This window comes from Gilvimarinus algae (assembly GCF_030518215.1).
Taxonomy (GTDB): Bacteria; Pseudomonadota; Gammaproteobacteria; order Pseudomonadales; family Cellvibrionaceae; genus Gilvimarinus; species Gilvimarinus algae.
The window spans coordinates 75,802-94,764 of the sequence record NZ_JAULRT010000060.1 but is presented as its reverse complement, the minus strand read 5'-3'; the positions used below and the strand labels follow the sequence as shown (position 1 = coordinate 94,764).

General features: G+C 57.0%; 15 protein-coding genes. 10 read left to right on the top strand and 5 right to left on the bottom strand.

Annotation, left to right across the window (positions count from 1 at the left end; all coding sequences use genetic code 11):
• Window positions 1–10: 10 nt before the first annotated feature.
• The gene (locus QWI16_RS13070) at window positions 11–1,495 is read right to left on the bottom strand and encodes a xylulokinase (protein WP_302713814.1); all 1,485 of its coding nucleotides are present in this window, start codon (window positions 1,493–1,495) and stop codon (window positions 11–13) included.
• Between the two features lie 371 nt (window positions 1,496–1,866).
• Here QWI16_RS13070 and QWI16_RS13065 point away from each other — a divergent pair, with 371 nt between their 5' ends.
• The 3 genes from QWI16_RS13065 (at window position 1,867) to QWI16_RS13055 (ending at window position 6,633) form a co-directional block, all read left to right on the top strand.
• Entirely contained in the window at window positions 1,867–2,550 is a 684-nt protein-coding gene (locus tag QWI16_RS13065; protein WP_370659935.1) for an NUDIX hydrolase, read from the top strand.
• Between the two features lie 458 nt (window positions 2,551–3,008).
• On the top strand, window positions 3,009–5,879 hold the full coding sequence (locus tag QWI16_RS13060; protein ID WP_302713812.1) for a glycosyl hydrolase 115 family protein: 2,871 nt from the start codon (window positions 3,009–3,011) through the stop codon (window positions 5,877–5,879).
• Window positions 5,880–6,189: 310 nt separating this feature from the next.
• Window positions 6,190–6,633, top strand: a complete 444-nt coding sequence (locus QWI16_RS13055) for a DUF6491 family protein (RefSeq protein WP_302713811.1) — start codon at window positions 6,190–6,192, stop codon at window positions 6,631–6,633.
• Window positions 6,634–6,652: 19 nt separating this feature from the next.
• Here the strand turns inward: QWI16_RS13055 and QWI16_RS13050 are convergent, their stop codons facing one another.
• From QWI16_RS13050 to QWI16_RS13040, 3 genes are read right to left on the bottom strand one after another with little or no spacing between them, the layout of a single operon-like run.
• Entirely contained in the window at window positions 6,653–7,090 is a 438-nt protein-coding gene (locus QWI16_RS13050) for a response regulator (RefSeq protein WP_302713810.1), read from the bottom strand.
• Window positions 7,044–8,657, bottom strand: a complete 1,614-nt coding sequence (locus tag QWI16_RS13045; RefSeq protein ID WP_302713809.1) for a sensor histidine kinase — start codon at window positions 8,655–8,657, stop codon at window positions 7,044–7,046. Before QWI16_RS13045 ends, QWI16_RS13050 begins: the two co-directional genes overlap by 47 nt.
• Window positions 8,641–9,378 (bottom strand): substrate-binding periplasmic protein, encoded by a 738-nt coding sequence (locus QWI16_RS13040; protein ID WP_302713808.1) that lies wholly within the window; start codon window positions 9,376–9,378, stop codon window positions 8,641–8,643. The genes QWI16_RS13045 and QWI16_RS13040 overlap by 17 nt, the downstream gene beginning before the upstream one ends.
• A gap of 260 nt (window positions 9,379–9,638) precedes the next feature.
• On the opposite strand from QWI16_RS13040, the gene QWI16_RS13035 reads away from it, so the two are divergent.
• Window positions 9,639–10,439, top strand: coding sequence for an AfsA-related hotdog domain-containing protein (locus QWI16_RS13035; protein WP_302713807.1), 801 nt, complete (start codon window positions 9,639–9,641; stop codon window positions 10,437–10,439).
• Between the two features lie 15 nt (window positions 10,440–10,454).
• Window positions 10,455–11,141 carry an HAD family hydrolase gene (locus tag QWI16_RS13030; protein WP_302713806.1) on the top strand — a complete coding sequence of 229 codons (687 nt, stop codon included), beginning with the start codon at window positions 10,455–10,457 and terminating at the stop codon, window positions 11,139–11,141.
• Between the two features lie 57 nt (window positions 11,142–11,198).
• On the opposite strand, the gene QWI16_RS13025 is transcribed toward QWI16_RS13030, so the two are convergent.
• On the bottom strand, window positions 11,199–13,289 hold the full coding sequence (locus QWI16_RS13025; RefSeq protein ID WP_302713804.1) for a putative bifunctional diguanylate cyclase/phosphodiesterase: 2,091 nt from the start codon (window positions 13,287–13,289) through the stop codon (window positions 11,199–11,201).
• A gap of 181 nt (window positions 13,290–13,470) precedes the next feature.
• On the opposite strand from QWI16_RS13025, the gene QWI16_RS13020 reads away from it, so the two are divergent.
• The 5 genes from QWI16_RS13020 to QWI16_RS13000 all read left to right on the top strand — a co-directional run bounded on the left by QWI16_RS13020 (window position 13,471) and on the right by QWI16_RS13000 (window position 18,927).
• Window positions 13,471–14,985 (top strand): TolB family protein, encoded by a 1,515-nt coding sequence (locus QWI16_RS13020; protein WP_302713802.1) that lies wholly within the window; start codon window positions 13,471–13,473, stop codon window positions 14,983–14,985.
• Between the two features lie 102 nt (window positions 14,986–15,087).
• Window positions 15,088–15,561, top strand: coding sequence for a carboxymuconolactone decarboxylase family protein (locus QWI16_RS13015; RefSeq protein WP_302713801.1), 474 nt, complete (start codon window positions 15,088–15,090; stop codon window positions 15,559–15,561).
• Window positions 15,554–16,474: a sigma-70 family RNA polymerase sigma factor gene (locus QWI16_RS13010; protein WP_302713799.1), complete on the top strand. Its 921-nt coding sequence runs from the start codon at window positions 15,554–15,556 to the stop codon at window positions 16,472–16,474. The genes QWI16_RS13015 and QWI16_RS13010 overlap by 8 nt, the downstream gene beginning before the upstream one ends.
• A gap of 74 nt (window positions 16,475–16,548) precedes the next feature.
• Window positions 16,549–17,829, top strand: coding sequence for a beta/alpha barrel domain-containing protein (locus QWI16_RS13005; RefSeq protein WP_302713798.1), 1,281 nt, complete (start codon window positions 16,549–16,551; stop codon window positions 17,827–17,829).
• 144 nt (window positions 17,830–17,973) lie between these two features.
• Entirely contained in the window at window positions 17,974–18,927 is a 954-nt protein-coding gene (locus QWI16_RS13000) for a GGDEF domain-containing protein (protein WP_302713797.1), read from the top strand.
• The last annotated feature ends 36 nt before the right edge of the window (window positions 18,928–18,963 follow it).

The window sequence follows — 18,963 nt, the reverse complement described above, 5'->3', positions numbered from 1 at the left end:
AACTGCCCGCTTATTCCGCGCCGGGCAGATCGCGCTGCCAGGTTTGATAGGCGTCTTGATACTCAGCCGCTGCCGAGGCATCCGGCTCAATGACCGCCAGACGCTCTAGGCCGGCAAAAGCTTCATCGGGTGATGCGTAATAGCCCGCACCGAGAGCCGCACCGCGAGCCGCACCCGCCGCCCCGTCGGTGTCGTACAACTCCACTGCGGCCTGAGTGGTGTTGGCAAAGGCGCGGGTAAACACATCACTCAGAAACATATTGCCCCTGGCAACCTTGATCACCTCGCAGCTGCCGCCAAGGCTTTTAAGCACATCGAAGCCTTGGTTGAGCGCGAAAACAATGCCCTCCTGCGCCGCACGCACCATATGCCCCAGTCCGTGCCGGTTAAAATCAATATGACGGATATGTGCGCCCAAGTTTCGGTTTTGGAAAATTCGTTCAGCGCCATTGCCAAATGGGTGAAAGATCAACCCGTCACTGCCAACGGGCACTTGCGCGGCGAGATCATTGAGCAGCGGGTAGCTCACCTCGCCACCAGTGGCCAGCAATTGGCGCAACCAGCTGTAGAGCCTGCCGGTTCCATTGACGCACACCAACACACCATTGCGTCTGGCCGACTCGGTATCCGTCACGTGAACAAAGGTATTGACCCGCGACTGCCGGTCAGCGACCTGCTGATCGGTAACGCCGTAAATCACACCGGAAGTGCCGGCGGTGGCAGCCACTTCACCGGGCTGCAGGACGTTAAGACTAAAGGCGTTATTGGGCTGATCGCCCGCCCGGTAGCTGATCTTGACCCCGCGGGACAGGCCCAGCTGCTCGGCGACAGCGTCACTGACCACCGACTGCTCGCCAATATTGGGGACCACAGGCGGCAAGAGCGCTCCCGGCATACCCCAGTGCTTGAGTAAATCGAGCGCCGGACCGCGCTGGGTATAATCCCAAAAAGTGCCTTCCGAAAGACCGGAGGCGGTGGTATTGATCTCCCCGGAGAGCTTCATGGCAATAAAGTCGCCCGGCAACATGGCTTTATGCACCTGGGCAAACACCGCCGGTTCATTCTCCTGAACCCAGCGCAATTTAGCGGCGGTAAAATTACCGGGAGAATTGAGCAAATGATCAAAGCAGTAATCGGCGCCCAAAGCGTCCAGCGCTGCCTGACCGTAGGGCACGGCGCGGCTGTCACACCAGATAATCGCAGGACGCAGGACTTCGTGGTTTTCGTCGACCAGCACCAAGCCGTGCATCTGGTAGGAAATGCCGATGGCCTGAATACGCGACAGATCCACGCCCTTGGCGGCGATCTTGGCAAGTCCTTGCCGGACACAGTCCAACCACACCATTGGGTCTTGCTCTGCAAAACCCGCATGCGGACTGAGAATATCGAGCTCGCGCTCCGGGTGGGACACCGCCGCCAAGGTGCGGCCGGACTCGCCGTCAATGACGGCCAGCTTGGTAGAAGAGCTGCCTATATCGAGACCAAGAAAAACCATGACTATCCACTTTTTAATGTAATTGTGCTTAACCCAGAGCCCGCCAGCGCTAGCCTTGCGCGATCATTTGCGCCACACCCACAAACTGAGAGCATTGGCGACGCCCATACAGAGCGGGCAATGGGGCCATATTAGCTTATTGTCTTTTTGACCACAAGACTTTCGCTTGAATTTTAAACCGGATTCGTACAAATTACCGTGCCGGCCATTGAGAGTCGGGCAATATGGTACAATTGACTAAAAGAATTTAAATATAAAATAATTACCATATTTAATACAACCATGCCCAGCACCCATAACTATGAACTCGGCAAACGGAAACTACAGTGTCAGACAGCGCGCACCCATACAACAGCCACGTTGAACCTTCGATCACTCCAGACAACGTCATCAAGGCCCTGTCCATTGACAACCTGATTTTTGGCCTGGACCACAACAAGCTGGATATATTGCTGATCAAGCACCGCTCGGGCATCAGCAAAGGACGCTGGGCGCTGCCCGGCGGCTGGATTCGCTATGATGAAAACCTGCGCGACGCCGCCACCCGCCACCTTCATGAACTGACCGGGGTCCAGGACTTGTATCTCGAGCAACTGAAAACCTTTGGTCGAGTGGACCGCTTCCCCAACGAGCGCGTGGTCACCGTTGCTTACTACGCCCTCGTCAGCGCCGAGGACTACCCCGCTGTTGCCGGTAATAACGCCAGCGATGCCAGCTGGTTTGGCATTCACGAGCTGCCCGATTTAATTTTCGATCACAAAGAAATCGTCGAATTTGGCATCAAGCACCTGCAACAGCAAGTGCGCCGCCGCCCCATCGGCTTTAACCTGTTGCCGGAAAAATTCACCCTGCTGCAGCTGCAGGAACTCTACGAAGGCATTCTGGACACCAAACTCGACAAGCCAAACTTCCGTCGCAAGATCATGAAAATGAACCTACTGGCCAGCTGCGAAGAAAAACAACAGGGAGTGGCACACCGCGCCGCCAAGCTCTACCGGTTTGATGAGCAGGCCTACGACGCCCTCACAGAGAAAGGCTTCGCCTTCGAGATTTAACCCCCAATACCTTGCCCGAAACGATTCACCCAGCCCGGCTGCGCGCCGGGCTTGTAGTTTTGCTTTTTATCGACTATCTTATGGTTTAAGTGACTATAACAAGGGCGTCACGGCCGATCTGTCTGTCGCAATGTCGGTCACTTGACGGGCTCTTTCTGCCGAAGCGGAGGGTTGCTCGGCTCGCCAACGCCCGGTTAGATCAATATCGCCACAACACAGAGCAAGGAAAGTCAGGCAGGGGTTATCTCGCGCTTCTCGAACCAGCCAAGATCGACCCTTTGTGATTCGCCACTATCACATCACCCGGTGCGACGGCGGCATCATCTTTTTAAAACTCTGAGGACGTTTGCGATACCCGAGTGAAGAAGACTGCGGGAAACGCCCTCGGACGGAGGTCGCTGGCAGCAGCATCGGCAGGCCCCGATTGAATAACACGAACAATAACGGTGAGACACCCTGTGAGTAATTTGAAACCTTGGTTATGGCTGGCATCGGTATTCGCCTGCGCCCTATTCAGCACCCCGGCATTGGCGCTGGGCGAGCCCTCTTATCTGAGCGAGCGACCCAGCGACTCAACCTTTAATCTGGTCGACGGCAACCACACTGCCACCCTTTACCTCAGCGAAAATGCCGACACGGCCATTCAGTTTGCGCTGAAAGATCTGCAGCGCGACATTGAGCGGGTCACCGGCAAACAGCCACGGATAACGAGCAAGACCGACGCGCTCAGCGAGTTCAGCCTGATCGTCGGCGAGATCGGCAAGCACCCACTTATCGACGAGTTGATTGCCCAGGGCAAGCTGACGGTCGATGAGATCGCGGGCCAGTGGGAAGGCTATCTGATCCAGGTGTTGGACCAACCCTTTGCCGGCGTGAAAAAAGCGCTGGTGGTCGCCGGCACCGACAGGCGCGGCGCCGCCTACGGGCTCTACGACATCAGCGAACAGATTGGCGTGTCCCCTTGGTACTGGTGGGCTGATGTTCCGGTCAAGCGGCGCGACGGCCTTTACATCCGCAGCAATACCCGCGTTGTCGATGCGCCGAAAATCAAATATCGCGGGATTTTCCTCAACGACGAAGCCCCCGCACTCACCGGCTGGGTGCATGAAAACTACGGCAACTACAACAGCGAATTTTACGCTAAGGTTTTCGAGTTGCTGATGCGCCTGAAGGCCAACTATCTCTGGCCCGCCATGTGGAACAACGCTTTTGCCGATGACGATCCGCGCAATATGGTGCTCGCCCACCAGCGCGGTATCGTCATGGGCACTTCCCATCACGAGCCCATGATGCGCGCCGACAAAGAGTGGAACCGCTACGGCGAGGGCCCCTGGGATTACGAGCGCAACCCTGAAAAGCTCTACAAATTCTGGGAAGCCGGGGCGCGGCGCAACAAGCCCTACGACAGCATTTACACCATGGGCATGCGCGGCCAGGCTGATACGCCAATGAGCGATGAACAAAACATCGGCCTTTTGGAAAAAATCGTCGCCGATCAGCGCGACATTCTCGACAAGGTGTTCGAGCGTGACCTGACCGACGTTCCCCAGGTTTGGGCGCTCTACAAAGAAGTGCAGGGTTACTATGAGAGCGGTATGCGCGTACCCGACGATGTGACCTTACTCTGGGCCGATGACAACTGGGGCAATATCCGTCGCCTACCGACACCGCAAGAGCGCGACCGAGAAGGCGGCGCCGGGGTCTACTACCACTTTGACTACGTTGGCGGCCCCCGTTCCTATCGCTGGATGAACGTCACCCCCATCGCCAAAGTCTGGGAGCAGATGAACCTCGCATACGCCTACGACGCCAAACGTATCTGGATCGTCAATGTCGGCGACCTGAAACCCCAGGAGTTTCCGACTGAATTCTTCCTGCGCCTGGCCTGGAATCCGGAGGACTGGCCCAAAGAGCGCCTGCAAGAGTTTGGCAGGCTGTGGGCCACCCGCGAATTTGGCCCCGAGCACGCTGCCGAGATCGAACGGTTGATCACAGGCTACACACGCCATAACGGGCGCAGAAAGCCCGAGCTGATGAGCCCTGATACCTACAGTCAGTTGAATTACAACGAGGCCGATAGGGTCAGCGCCGAGCTCGCAGAACTGCTCGACTCGGCCGAGGCGCTCTACAACATCATGGATCTGCGCCAACGCGACGCCTTTTTCCAGCTGGTGCTGCATCCGGTTAAGGCGACTTACCTTATCAATGAACTTTACAACGCCACTGCCAAAAACCGTCTTTATGCCCACCAGGGCAGAGCCAGCGCCGGAGATTATGCCGAGCGCGCCGAGGCCATGTTTGCCGCAGACCAGGCGCTGGCGGATCAGTACCACAGCCTGAACAACGGCAAGTGGAATCACTTTATGGCGCAAACGCGCATTGGTTATACCCACTGGAACAACCCGCCAGCGAACACCATGCCGGTGACCTACCAATACCGGCCTCACGCTCGCGCGGATATGGGCGTTGCCGTCGAAGGTGACCCGCTGCCCTGGCCCTACGACGGTAGCCAGCTGTCGCTGCCCAGCTTTAGCCCCTATGGCCCCACCCGGCATTACATCGACATCTTCAACCGCGGCACAGAGCCCTTTGCGTTTACCGCAACCCCCATTGACGAGTGGATCAGCGTCGACAAAACGGAGGGAACAGTCGAGCTCGGCGAGCGACTCTATGTCTCCATTGACTGGGATAAGATGCCGGCAGGCAAGCTCAACGGCAGCGTGTTTATCAAAGGCACTGGCTGGGGCGGAGCATCGGTCAAGGTCCAGGCCCATCTACCCGGGGACGACACGCGCGAGCGCATCCGTGGCTTTGTCGAACACGATGGTCACCTCTCGATCCAGGCCGCCCACTATTCCCGTCAGCAAACGGCCGGTGATTTGGCCTGGGAAAAAATCGAGCAGCACGGCCATACGGACGCCTCTATTTCAGTCTTCCCGGTGACGGATAAAAGCTTTCTCGAGCTTGCCGAAGCCCCTTGGGTGGAGTACGACGTTTACCTATTCAGCAGTGGCGAGGTAACGGTCAAAGGGCTGTTTGCACCCAGCTTGAATTTTGTCCCCGGTCGCGGCCTGCGCTACGCCATCGCCTTCAATAACGAGCCGCCACAAATTATCGATCTTCTCGCCGACAACTCTCACGGCGCCTGGCAGGAGGCTGTGCGCAAGGGCGTGCGCGAAACCCAGAGCACCCACACCATCGACGAGCCTGGGCAGCACAAGCTGAGAATCTACGCCGTGGACCCGGGCGTTACTTTGCAAAAACTGATCATTGATACGGGCGGCTTGCGCCCCAGCTATCTCGGCCCACCAGAGAGCCAGCACCGGTAAACCGAACCCTGGAGCAACCTCAGGAAGCTTTCCCCGGTTGGAGCAATCCGCCGGGGTTTTTTTGCGCTTGAAATGGCACCTAGCAACCGGCAATTATGATTGTCGGGGTAGTAGCGGGGCAGGGTGCGCCGACGAAGGCGAGCGCGAGCCCTGTAAAATCAAGGGATTTCGCAAATTCCGCAGATTTTACAGGGCGACAATTAAGATGCTCAGGATGAGCATCTTAATTGTCAAGTTAGTAGTATTGCGAACTTTTTGGGATAGGCACTAGACTAACAACAGACACTCTACCACTCACGTGAGGTGATCTATGAATACGCTTAGCGCTATCCGCGGAGCTTGCCTGGTGACCTTGGGCGGTGCGGCGCTCACCGCCTGTAGCAGCATGAACTCTGTGCCCACCATTGATACCGTGTTGCTTGACCGCACAGGCCAAAACGGACGCGCCTGCATTGACGCCAGCGATATCAATGGTTTTGGTGTACTGGAAAAAGATGTAATCTCGATCGACGCCCGGCAGAAGTATTACCTGGCGACCGTGATGCCAGGCTGCAATGACTTGGCTCTATCACCCCGAGCACTGTTTCACGAGCGCTTCGGTGAGGTCTGTGGTGGCGGCATGGACAGCATGCGAACCGGCGGCGATAAATGTACGCTGAAGCACATTTACGAATTTGACGACCGGAGCGCCGCCTTCGCCGCGCACGAGGAGGCCATCAAGCGGCAAAAGGCACTGCGCGACGCCGAGCAGTAAATCCAGACACCCGGGAACCTCAGTGGACCCGGGTGTTGTACTTCAACCAGTAATTGCTCACGCTCTGCAATAACTCCGTAAACCGCTCAAAATCGAGAGGCTTGAGGAGATAACTGTTAACCCCGAGGCTATAGCCACGCGCAACGTCCCGGGATTCATCAGAGGTGGTGAGAAACACCACCGGTGTGTGCTGGTAATCGGCCGAAGCGCGCAACTGGCGCAATAACTCAAAGCCACTGAGCCTGGGCAAGTCAATATCCAGCAGTATCAGTGCCGGCTTGCAGCCCAATGCCGACTCTTCGCATTGGCCATAGGCAAACAAAACGCGCATGGCCTCCTCGCCGGTATTGACAATATGAAGGTCGTAATCGCCCTCAATGCGGCCAAAGGCCAGACGTGCCAGTTCGGCCTCATCCGGATTGTCCTCCACCAGCAATATCGTTTCCCTGTTTGTCATCCCTGTTCCTGTCCCATAAGGTAAAGTAAAACCGGGCACCTTTGCCCGGCTCCGCCTCGGCCCAAATTCTACCGCCATGGCGCGCAACTATGCGCTGCACTGTCGCCAAGCCAATACCGGTGCCCTCGAATTCCTCGGAGGTATGCAGCCGGTTAAACGGAGAAAAAAGACGGTCAGCGTACGCCATATCAAAGCCATCGCCCTGATCACTGACGTAATATGTTCTGCTTCCATTGTCAGCCTGAGTAAAGCCAAATGCAATATGGGCCATGTCTTTTTTTCCGGAGTACTTCCAGGCGTTATGCAAAAGATTGCGCAGCAGCAAGGTCATTAGACTGCGGTCTCCGTCGACCCGTACCTGTGGCTTGACGTCAAAGCGCGCGCGGCGCTGCGGCTCATGCTGTTGCAGCTCCTGCAAAACAGACTCGGCAATCGCTGACAAATCGACGCTCACCACTTGCAATTCACACTGGGTACTGCGCGACAGTTGCAGGAAGCTGTCGATCATATCGTTCATTTCCTGGGTGCCGGTTTCTATGCGGCTCAAGTAATGACCGGAACGCTCCGCCGCCCCCTGTGCACTCAACTGCTCGGCCAGTATCCGCCGGAAGCCCTCAATACGCCGCAGAGGCGCGCGCAGATCATGAGACACCGAATAGCAAAAACTGGCGAGTTCTCGATTGGCCGCCTCAAGCTGCGCTGTGCGCTGAATGACCCTTTCCTCAAGAACAGCGTTGAGACGCTTCACCTCTTCCTCGGCCTCGCGCCGGGCAATGATATCGTCGGCCAGCGCGGTGTTGATTTCGCGCATGTGTTGGTAGGCGTCTTCGAGATTACCCGTCAACTGATTAAACGCGTCCACTACCTGATCCAACTCGTCTTTAGGCTGGCGCGATTTTCGTTGCAATGCCAGTGCCGGCCCCGGCTCCACCACCTGGTAACCTGCCAAATGTCGAGCGATGGCGCCTAAATGAACTGTCACCAAACGATAAAACACGTAGAGAATAAACAGTGAGACGAGAAAGGTTTTAATCCCCTGACTCAGCAATATAACAATGGCTTTATCCCACAAACGGGCATAGACCGCTTGCAAAGAGGCCTGCACCTTAAGCAGACCCACCTGTTGCATCTCACCGGAAAAATCTCGGCTAATAGCGTACTCGCGCACAATGGCCTGATTTTTCTTAAATTCGCCGAGTACAATGCTCAGTGGCCTGTCAACGCCCTCGGAAAGCTCGTAGACCGCCACGGCATCAATGTCTGGCAAATGTAGGATACCGTCGAGCTGAAGGCGCAATTGATTGACATCAAGGTTCCACAAACTGGCGCCAATACTGGCCATATAGCTGCTTTCAATATCGGCCAGCCGGCTCTTTATCTGGCCGACATCGCGCTGGTAATCAGTGTACAACTGGACCGCGGTGGCCAGCAAAGTGACTAACGAGCTAAACAAAATAATGTAAAACAGCAGGCGCTGACCAATACCTTGGCGCCTGAGAATCTGCCCTATCTGTTTCCAGGCGGAGACTATAGGCCCTGCCGGACGCAGGTCAGAAGTAGTACTCACTCTTGATCCTCTCGACCACGCCGTCGGCTTTCATCGCCTCTATGGCCTGATTTACCTCCGCCATCAAATCCAGTTTGTCGGATTTCTTCGAGCACTGAAACTTGAGCGGCACATCATCGAGCACCAGAGGCTCACCGAGATATTGAGACAACTGATTGTGATCGGCGAGATAGCGAATGGTGGAGATAGCTCCGGCTACGGCGTCCACCCGCGAGCGGGACAGCTTGCGTAGTGAAATCAAATAGTCGGTGTCAAACACCTTGGTCAGTGAGTCATCACCGTCAAAGCGCTGAGTAATGCTCGAGCCGCGCAACAGGGAGATCGTCAGTGGTTCGAGATGCTCGTAGGTGCTCAGGGTTATGCCGCGGCGGGGAATCACACCGATATCGTGGTAAGCCACCAAAGCGCCAATAACCACAGCGTCCTCACTGCGAGGGATAAGGATGGTGCAGTCGTGACCGCCGGATTCAAGCTCGCGATCCACTCGGGCAAAAGGGGTTAAAGACACCGACGTGGCAATGCCTGTGCGTCTCTCTATCTCACGCACCAACTCGATAAAGGCTCCCTTCATTTCACCGCTGTCACCGTGCTTAGTGGCCCAGGGCGAGACCTCGATGGTGATAAATGTCAGCTCGCGCTCAGCAGCGGACACCGGCAAAGTCAGGCACAGCAGCAAGCCACTCAGAAGACTCCGCCATCGGCAGGTATTTTTACAGCGCATTCGGTCTCCTTATTATTCATCATCGGATCGCCCATACCACTAGTTCGCCGCACCGACGACCTACTCGCTTGCCGAATGTTTCACTTCTTTTCTGGTAAGGATTCCATACAGCCAGTATATAAAGAAGAGTGCCTCTCGGAGCTTCCCGCTCCTGCCACAGGCGCTGGAAAGCCCGCAGACGCACTCGCGTCTTGTTTCGCTGAAACATGGATTCAAGGCAAATGTATCACCATTCATTTTGTTAATACAGGTACTTAGTTATGAACAGTCGTATTATGTTAGTAGTCGGTGACAAATTTGCATCCTACGCTCAAGGCAAAGATGCCATTACCGTTTCTCAGCTCCGCGGGCTCTTATCCTTCCCGGCACAGTTTCTTCCCGGACAGGGCCGTATCAAGCTGATTCCCGGGCAAGGCATGGGCGACCAGTGTATCGCCAAGCTGCTGGGCGAGGCAACGCACTCTCCCAATCGGGAGCATTTTGATTTCAGCCTCTGGCATCAACTGCCCAAGCGCGCTTCTCAGGCTCTGACGCACAAACATCGCGAGGAAAACCGGTTAATTTCCGAGCCGCGGCAACTGAGTGAAGATGTCTATGAGTTGCACCTGATGATCGATGAGGAGGGCGAGCTGATGCATGATCATCAAAGCGGGCAGCACGTTCAGGGAATGCTGCTGATCGAAGCGGTGCGTCAGGCAACCGTCGCCATTACCGAGTCTTACTACATCCAGACCACCGGCATTGACTACGCTTTCGTCCTCAATGACATGTCCGTTAAATACAACAACTTTTCCTTTCCCGTGCCCGCCACCATCACCTGCCGGGTTGTCGATAAATCTCTCGATAACCCGCGCAGGTTGAGCTTTTCAATGGAGGCAGACGTGGTGCAGTGCGGCGCCTGCGTTTCATCCTTGACCTTTGCCATCGCCGCGATGGACAAGGAACGCATTCATCGCCAGGAAAATCGTCAGGCTCAAAAAGCGCAACAACATCATATGCAGTTCTTTGCTGCCACAGAGGCAGAACTCGACGAGCCTGTGTCATTAACCCCCATTCACTGAACCGAGGAATGAGCCATGAACCGACAATTGCAACCTCTATCCCGGTCGCCACGCTATGCGTTTTTCGACGTGGACGACACCTTAATATCCGTCAAAAGCATGCTCAGCTTTCAGGACTTCTGGTACCAGACCTACCGTGATCCGGAGGCGGAACAGCGCTACCGACAAGACCTCACCAATCACCTGCACGAGGGCGCCTGCTGGTCGACACTCAACCGGCTTTACTACCGTCACTTTGCCGGAAGGCGTGTCACGGAGGTAGAACAGCTGGGCCGTCAATGGTTTACCCGCGAGCGCAAAAATCCGGCGTTCTATCACCAGAGCGTGGTCAATCAGCTGCGCTGGCATCAGGCCCGAGGCGACATCACGGTCTTTGTGTCGGGGTCCTTCCCGGCGCTCTTACACCCCATTGCGGAGGAGCTTCAAGTAGATCACACCCTGGCCATTCAAATGGAAGCGGCTTCGGGGTGTTACACGGGTGAGATACTGCCACCGCAAACCATTGGCGAGGGCAAGGCCGAAGCTATACGCGCGTTCATTCAAGCAATACCGGTGAATTTGAGCGAGTGCTATGCCTATGGTGATGATGTGTCCGATCTACCCATGCTGTCACTGGTGGGTTATCCAAGAGTGATTGCCGGTGGGCGGGCGCTGGAGGTGCACGCCCGGCAGCACGGCTGGCCAGTGTTGGCACCGCACTGACGCCGCAACGGGCAGCCTCGGCGGCCCAACCCCTGCTCCCGCTTCGGCGGGAGCTTTTTATTCGCCCGCCGGCGCCCCGAGCAGCGCCAACACTTGAGATAATCGCGCCGGTTTGGCGAGCATAAAGCCCTGCCCCTGATCACAGCCACTGCTCGCAAGAAATTCCCGTTCTTGCTCAAGCTCTATGCCCTCTGCAACCACTTCCATTCCCAGGCCATGAGCCAGAGTAATAATCGTTTCAATCAAACGCTGGGCGCTCTCCCCGCCACTGATGTTGCAGACAAAGCTGCGATCTATTTTCAGCGTCTGAAAGGGGTATTTTTGCAAGTACCCCAACGACGAGTAACCAGTGCCAAAATCATCGATAGACAACCTCACACCCATCTCGCCTAAAGCTTCGAGGTTTTCGCGCGTCGTCTGGGTGTCTTCCACCAGTACCCTCTCGGTAATCTCAAGCTCAAGCTGCGCGGGCGATAACTGATTGCGGGACAACTGCTCGCGAACAAACTCCGCATAACCGGGCGATTCCAGTTGTTTGGGGGAGATGTTCAACGCCAGGCGCAACTCGCCGCGACGCTCGTTTAGCGTGTTGGCGACCTCTTGGCAAGCGGTCGCCAACACCCAGCTGTCAATGTCTTCGATAATACCAATTTCTTCGGCGAGTGGAATAAAACTGCCGGGCATACGCAAACTGCCGTCGCGCTGGCGCCAGCGCACCAGCGCCTCAAAGCCAATCATGTCGCCCGTACCCAAACTGTAAATGGGCTGATAATGCAAAATCAACTGATTGCGCACAATTACATAGCGCAGGTTTGCCTCAAGTTCGAGCCGCTCAAGCAGAGCTTCGTTGATGTCCTCGGTAAAATAATGGCAGCGATTGCGCCCTTGCTCTTTTGCTTTATACATCGCCAGATCGGCATTGCGCAGCAGCAAATGGGGGTTACCGCCATCGTCCGGGTAAAGGGCTATACCAACGCTGGAGGTGACAAAATAATCCCGGCCAAAAATCACAAAAGGCGTCTCGAACTGGCGCAGAATTTTATCGGCCACTTTCTGTGCATCGCGCACCTCCGACACCTCGGGCAAGACCACAACGAATTCATCGCCGCCCATCCGTGCCAGGGTATCGCCACCGCGAATGCAGCGGGTTAAGCGCTCGGCGGCTTCTTTGAGCAGGGTATCCCCAATGCTGTGGCCGAGACTGTCGTTGACGTTCTTAAAATGATCCAAGTCGATGCCCAGCAGCGCCGTTTTTGCACCGCTGCGGTTTGAATTTTCCAGCGCCAGGTGCAGTCGGTCCATCAGCAGTACGCGATTGGCAAGCCCGGTAAGCTCATCGTAATGGGCCTGGCGCAGCAGCTGCTCTTCATAGCTGCGCCTAACGGTAATGTCTTCTTTGACGACGATGTAGTGGGTGAGTTCTCCATTCGATTCGGTCAGGGGCGAGACATTCACGTACTCCCAAATCAGCTGGCCGGACTTGGTACAGCTGGCAAACTCTCCGCGCCACTCCTGACCACCACTGGCGGTGGACCACAGTTGCGCCAGCGAGCTGGCCGACTGATCCTCCTGAAAGGTAAAACCCATGTGCTTGCCGACGGCATCGCTGGACCGGTAGCCGGAGCTTTCCTCAAAGCGTGGGTTGACGTACTCGATGATGCCCTCGGGGTTGGTGATAATCACCGACACCGGGCTTTGCTCGATGGCGCGGGAGAGAATTCGCACGCGCTGCTCGGCCTCGCGCCTGTGCTGGCGCACTTGTGCTTCGCGGATTTCGCGCTCTACCGCCGGCACCAGACGCGCCAGGGCGCCCTTGTCCATAAAATCGTGGGCGCCCTGCTTGAGCAGGTTGACGACATCGTCCGCGGTCACGGCGCCAGAGGTGATAATAAAGGGGAGGTCTTTACCGCTGTCTTTGAGCGTGCTCAGGGCCTGCTCGGCACTGAAACGCGGCATGCGGTAATCGCAGATAATCAGGTCCCATTGATCGCCCACAAGGGCGGCATTCATTTCCTCGTAAGTCTGCACCCGCAGGGATTCGGGCACAAAACCGCCGCGCTCAAGCTCTGCCAGGGTGAGTTCAGTGTCTACCTCGGAATCTTCGACAAACAGTACTTTAAGCGGTGTCCCCATGGCGTCCCACTGCACTCCCTAATCCGTTCTAACGTGTCCAGCAACCTTCGTCACTATAATGTAGCCTCTCACGCCATAAAACGCGATTTATTATCATTCATTTGTGAAAACTCCATGTCACCTTCACAAAAATAAACTGGTCGCTGCACATCAGCTGCGGCATGCTGGCCAGACAATAACCAGCAAAGGAGGCACCATGAAGACAGCGGCCCTGCGCGCAAGTGCGATATCCATTGTCGCCTGTGCTCTGTTCACCATTATGCCCAGTTACGCTCAACATCTCGGTCAGTTTGCCGATCACGCCGATATCGGCGCGGTTAAGCACCCCGGCCAGTTCAGCTACAACGCCGAACAACAAAGCTACCAAATGTCCGCCTCGGGCGCCAACATGTGGTTCGATACCGACGAGCTGCATTTCGCCTGGGCGCCCATAAAAGGCGACTTTATTGTTCGCACCCACATGGCGTTTATCGGTGAGGGCGTGGACCCCCACCGCAAAATGGGCTGGCACCTGCGTACCTCGCTGGACCCGCAATCAGCCCAAGTCACCGCGACCACCCATGGTGACGGCCTCACCGCCTTGCAGTTTCGCCCCAAGCACGGCGCCCCCACCGAAGAGTACCGTCTCAATGTCAAATCACCGCAGGTTATTCAGCTCGAGCGGCGCGGCGATCGCTTTATCATGTCGGCAGCTCGTGAAGGTGAGCCGTTTCAGGTGACCTCTGTCTCCCATCTTCGCCTCCCGGAGCAGGTCTATCTCGGGCTGGCACTCAGCGCTCACAACCCCGAAGTGGTCGAGCGGGCAGAGTTCTGGAACCTGAGAATCATCCGCCCCGCACCGGCGGCCTTTGTCCCCTACCAGGACTATATCGGCAGCAACCTGGAAATCTTGGACCTTGAGACTCAACATCGACAAATTGTCTATCGCACTGGCGAGTCCATTCAGGCGCCCAACTGGACACTCGATGGGAAGGCGCTGATTTTTAACTCAAAGGGGCTGCTATACCGCTTCGACTTACAAAGCGCCAAGGTCAGCGAGATTAACACCGGGTTCGCCAATAACAACAACAATGATCATGTCCTTAGCTTTGATGGGCGGCAAATTGGCATCAGCCATCACGCTGAGAGCGAGGATGGCCGATCCACACTCTACACTCTGCCCCTGGCCGGCAGCGACCAGCCGCGCCAGGTTACCCGCCCGGGTGTCGGACACTCCTATTTACACGGCTTTTCCCCAGACGCGAGCTCCATGATTTTTACCGGCGAGCGCGGCGGACAGTACGACATTTACTCGGTAGACATCGCCAGCGGCGAAGAGACACAGCTGACCGATACGCCAACGCTGGACGACGGCTCAGAGTACAGCCCCGACGGGCGCTACATTTACTTTAACTCCAACCGCACCGGCACCATGCAGCTGTGGCGGATGAACCCCGATGGCACGGGCCAAGTGCAGCTGACCTTTGACGCATACAACGACTGGTTTCCCCATGTCTCGCCGGACGGCAAACAACTGGTGTTTCTGTCTTACATGGCCGATATCGATTCGGGCGACCACCCCTTCTACCGCCATGTTTATCTGCGTCAGATGCCGGTGGACGGCGGTGACCCGCGCATTATTGCCTACGTCTATGGTGGCCAGGGCACACTTAATGTGCCCAGTTTTTCACCCGACGGACGCTACATCGCCTTTGTCAGCAACACCCAGTAGCACAGTTGTAAAGTCCGGCGTGCCAATAAATTGAGCCGCGCCTGTCACAGACGCCAGTGCCAGCTCGTCTTACTGTCAAACCCAACAGGCAGGAGACCCATAATGCAAGAACGACTAACCCCTTTCGAGGCGGCGCCGGATACTGTCAGAGCCATGCAGGAGTTCGAGCAGCACCTGCGCCACTGCGGCCTGGAATACTCTCTTATTGAGCTGGTGAAAACCCGCGCCTCCCAGATCAACGGCTGCGCTTTTTGTGTGCACATGCACACGCGCGATGCCCGCGCCGCCGGCGAGAGCGAAGCGCGCCTTTACCTGCTCAGCGCCTGGCGAGAATCGCCACTGTTTAGCGAGCGTGAGCGCGCCGCCCTCGCCTGGACAGAGGCGCTGACACTGCTGGCCCAAACCCAGGCTCCGCAGCAAGATTACGAGGCACTCGGCCGGCATTTCTCAGCCAAAGAAATGGTCGAATTGACCTTCCTGATTGGCGCCATTAATACCTGGAACCGGCTGGCCGTCGGCTTCAGGGTCGCACACCCGGTCGCGAAAGACGATTTGCCCTGGGCCGCCAATGGCTAAAGATACCTGTGCCGAAGAGTTTGAGCGTCACCGAAGCTATCTTGGCGCTCTGGCCTATCGCATGCTCGGCTCAGTGAGTGAGGCCGAGGATGCGGTTCAAGAGGCTTTCCTGCGCTGGCATCAAACGCATAGCGCCGAGATCGACAACCCCCGGGCTTATTTATCCCGAATAACCACCCGGTTGTGCCTCGACCAACTCAAACTCGCGCACCGCAAGCGGGAGGTTTACGTCGGCCCCTGGCTGCCCGAGCCGCTGGTGGAAGCCGAGGCCGACAGCGCACAGCAATTGGCCGAAGAGGCCTCCTACGCGTTGCTACTGGCACTGGAGCGGTTGAGTCCGCCGGAGCGGGCCGCATTTATCCTGCACGACCTGTTTGATCTGGATTATCCGCAAGTCGCCGCCGCTCTAGAGCGCTCAGAAGCCAGCTGCCGACAATTGTGCAGCCGGGCGCGAGCGCGTGTAAAAGAACAGCAATCGCGCTTTGCGCCAGCCCCGCAAGAGGCGCGCTCACTGTGCCAGGCTTTTTTTCAGGCTTCACGCAGCGGCGATACCCAACAGCTGCAAAGTCTGCTCGCCAGCGGTGCCCGCTTTCACAGCGATGGCGGCGGCAAGCGCTCGGCCGCCCTGAGAACCATTTTTGGCCGTGAAAAAATCTGTCGGTTATTTGCCGGTCTGGCGCGAAAACTCGGCCCGCGCGACCCACTTTGGCAAGAGCGGGTCACCATTAACGGCCTGCCCGGTGTATTGACCCTGGAAGCCGATGGCCACTTGCAGACCCTCGCCATTGAGGCCGCCCACGGCGCCATTGATACCGTCTACGTGGTTCGCAACCCGGAAAAGCTTGCCCACCTGGTGGCGCGGCTACCTGCCGAGCTGCGCCCGCGACTGGCCAGCGCGACACAGCCCGCCTGACAGTATTCATCCGACTGCCATAGTTTCTCTGTTATTCTTTGATCCCACTGCGGACAACAATAAAGGAGAAGACGATGTCCAACGCCGCCGATAAAGCACAGGCACTGCTCGATCAAGCCCGACAAAAAATTCAGCAACTACAGCAAGTCGACCCATTTTTTATCGACCTGTCCCTACGGGAAAATCCTGTTGGCGCTCGCGTTGGCCAGACACTGGCCGACAAGCTGGACATTCTGCCCAAGGTGCGCGAATTCGGTTTTGACCATATTCTGCTGGGCACGCTGGATTACTCTATGCCCGAGGAGCTTGAAGTCGACGATGACTTTATGATGCACCTGCGCGATAACCACTACGACATGACCGGCTGCTACGCCTTCACTGATATTGGCCTTTGCGACGCGCAAGGTACGTTCACTCCATCGCCGTCCATGATCAAACTGCGCGACTACAAGGTACCCAACACCCTACACGAGATCTACTTGAGCAAAGACGGTATGGCCGGTCAGTACGACCTGGAGACGCTAAAGCGCAGTCTGCCGGCCAGCATTGCCTGGCTGCATGAACACATACAAGGCGACAGTGGCGGCGCACCGAAAATTTTTATCAATGTGGTAGACGGCTGCGACGCCTTTGCTGAGAACCCGGCGGCCACTTTTGAGATACTGCAACTGCTGGCCACTCAACCCATTGAAGGGCTCAGCATGGAGGACGATCGCGGCACCTACCTGCCCTTTCAGGTCGGCGCCTTTGTCGCCGCCGCGCGCGAGCTCATGCCACGCCCGCTGAAAATCCTGGTGCACATGCACTCTGGCGGCGGCTTTGAAAACGCCTCGGTGCTGGAAGCTTTGCTCAACGGCGCGGACGGCGCCTGGGGCGGCCTGCCCAAGCGCGCGGCGATTATTGGCCACGCCTCGCTGGGCGAGCTGATTGCGAATTTGGTCAGGCTCGACAACCCGAACATGAGCCGCTATCAGTTAGGTCAGTTGCTGCCATTGGCCACCTGCCTGCAGCGGCTGGACGAAGACGAGCAGGTTCCCGAGGACCTGCCGATTCTCGGACGCAACGCCTATCGCCTGCCGCTCAGCTTTTTCCGCCAGCGCCCCGATCGCTTTCAGGATCTGGTGCCCGAGGCCATTGGAGGCACCTACGGCTATCGCATTTGCCCGGTGGTCAGCGACCCCGCGGTGATTGCCGGGCGCCTGGCAGAGGTGACCGGCCAGAGCGCCGACAGCTTTGCCGAGGCCGACCTCCAGCAAATGGTGCGGCTGATGCGGCGTGACCTGCGCGCCGGCGAGCGCATCGTCTACGACGAGCCCGACCAGCTGCTTAAGCTTTACCAACGCGCCAAGGGCTGAGCAACATTGAGGGTGGCGCGCAATGCCACCCTTTACAGCGCAGGACGGCGTGCTTACTATTGATGCTCTATTGAGTCCTACTATACTTAACAGCGCAGGGGCAATGCCCGCCCCATTTGCGAGCCACAACCCGGGACGCTCAACATGACAGACACGGACAACGTAAGCCCGCTCAACCCAGAGCTGGACACCGCTTTTTATCGCACACTGCTGGAATCCACCAAAGCCATCCCCTGGATGATCGACTGGAAAACCCTGCAGTTCACCTACATTGGCCCGCAAATCGAGGAGCTGCTCGGCTGGAGCGCCGACTCATGGGTCAGCGTTGAGGACTGGGCCACCCGCATGCACCCCGACGACCGGGACTGGGCTGTAGACTACTGTGTCTCCCAGTCGAAAGCCGGCACCGATCACGAGGCCGACTACCGCGCCTTGACCAAAGACGGTAAATACCTGTGGATACGCGACGTGATCCACGTCATCCGCGATGAGTCCGGCGAGGTCACGTCGCTGGTGGGTTTTATGTTCGATATCAGCGAGCGCAAGAAGATCGAGGACAAGCTCTTCGACCTGCAAAAAGAACTGGAGGACCTGTCATTCAAGGACGGCCTCACCGGCGTTGCCAACCGGCGCATGTTTGACTCGGTGATTGAAGTGGAGTGGACCAATGCCAGACGCTCCCAGCAGCCGCTGTCGATGATTCTGTTCGATATCGATTATTTCAAGCAGTACAACGACCTCTACGGTCATATCAAGGGCGACGACTGCCTGAAAAAGGTGGCCCGCGTTTTGAGTCAGGCTGCCACCCGCTCGCGGGACTTCTTTGCCCGCTACGGCGGCGAGGAGTTCATCCTGATACTGCCGGAAACCGACGCCGAGTCGGCCCGCAAGGTGGCCGAGCGCTGCCGCAGCCTGATCTTTAAAGAGCAGATCCCCCACGACAACTCGGAAACGAGCAAAGTGCTGACCATCAGTCAGGGGCTGGGCACCATAGTGCCGGGCCATTCGGACTCGATCAAAGGCTTTATTCACCAGGTGGATCAGCGCCTCTACCGCGCCAAGCAACAAGGGCGCAACTGCATGGTGGGTGCTGGTTAACCCACCCAAATCCGCGCCAGCGCTTGTAGTTCGACC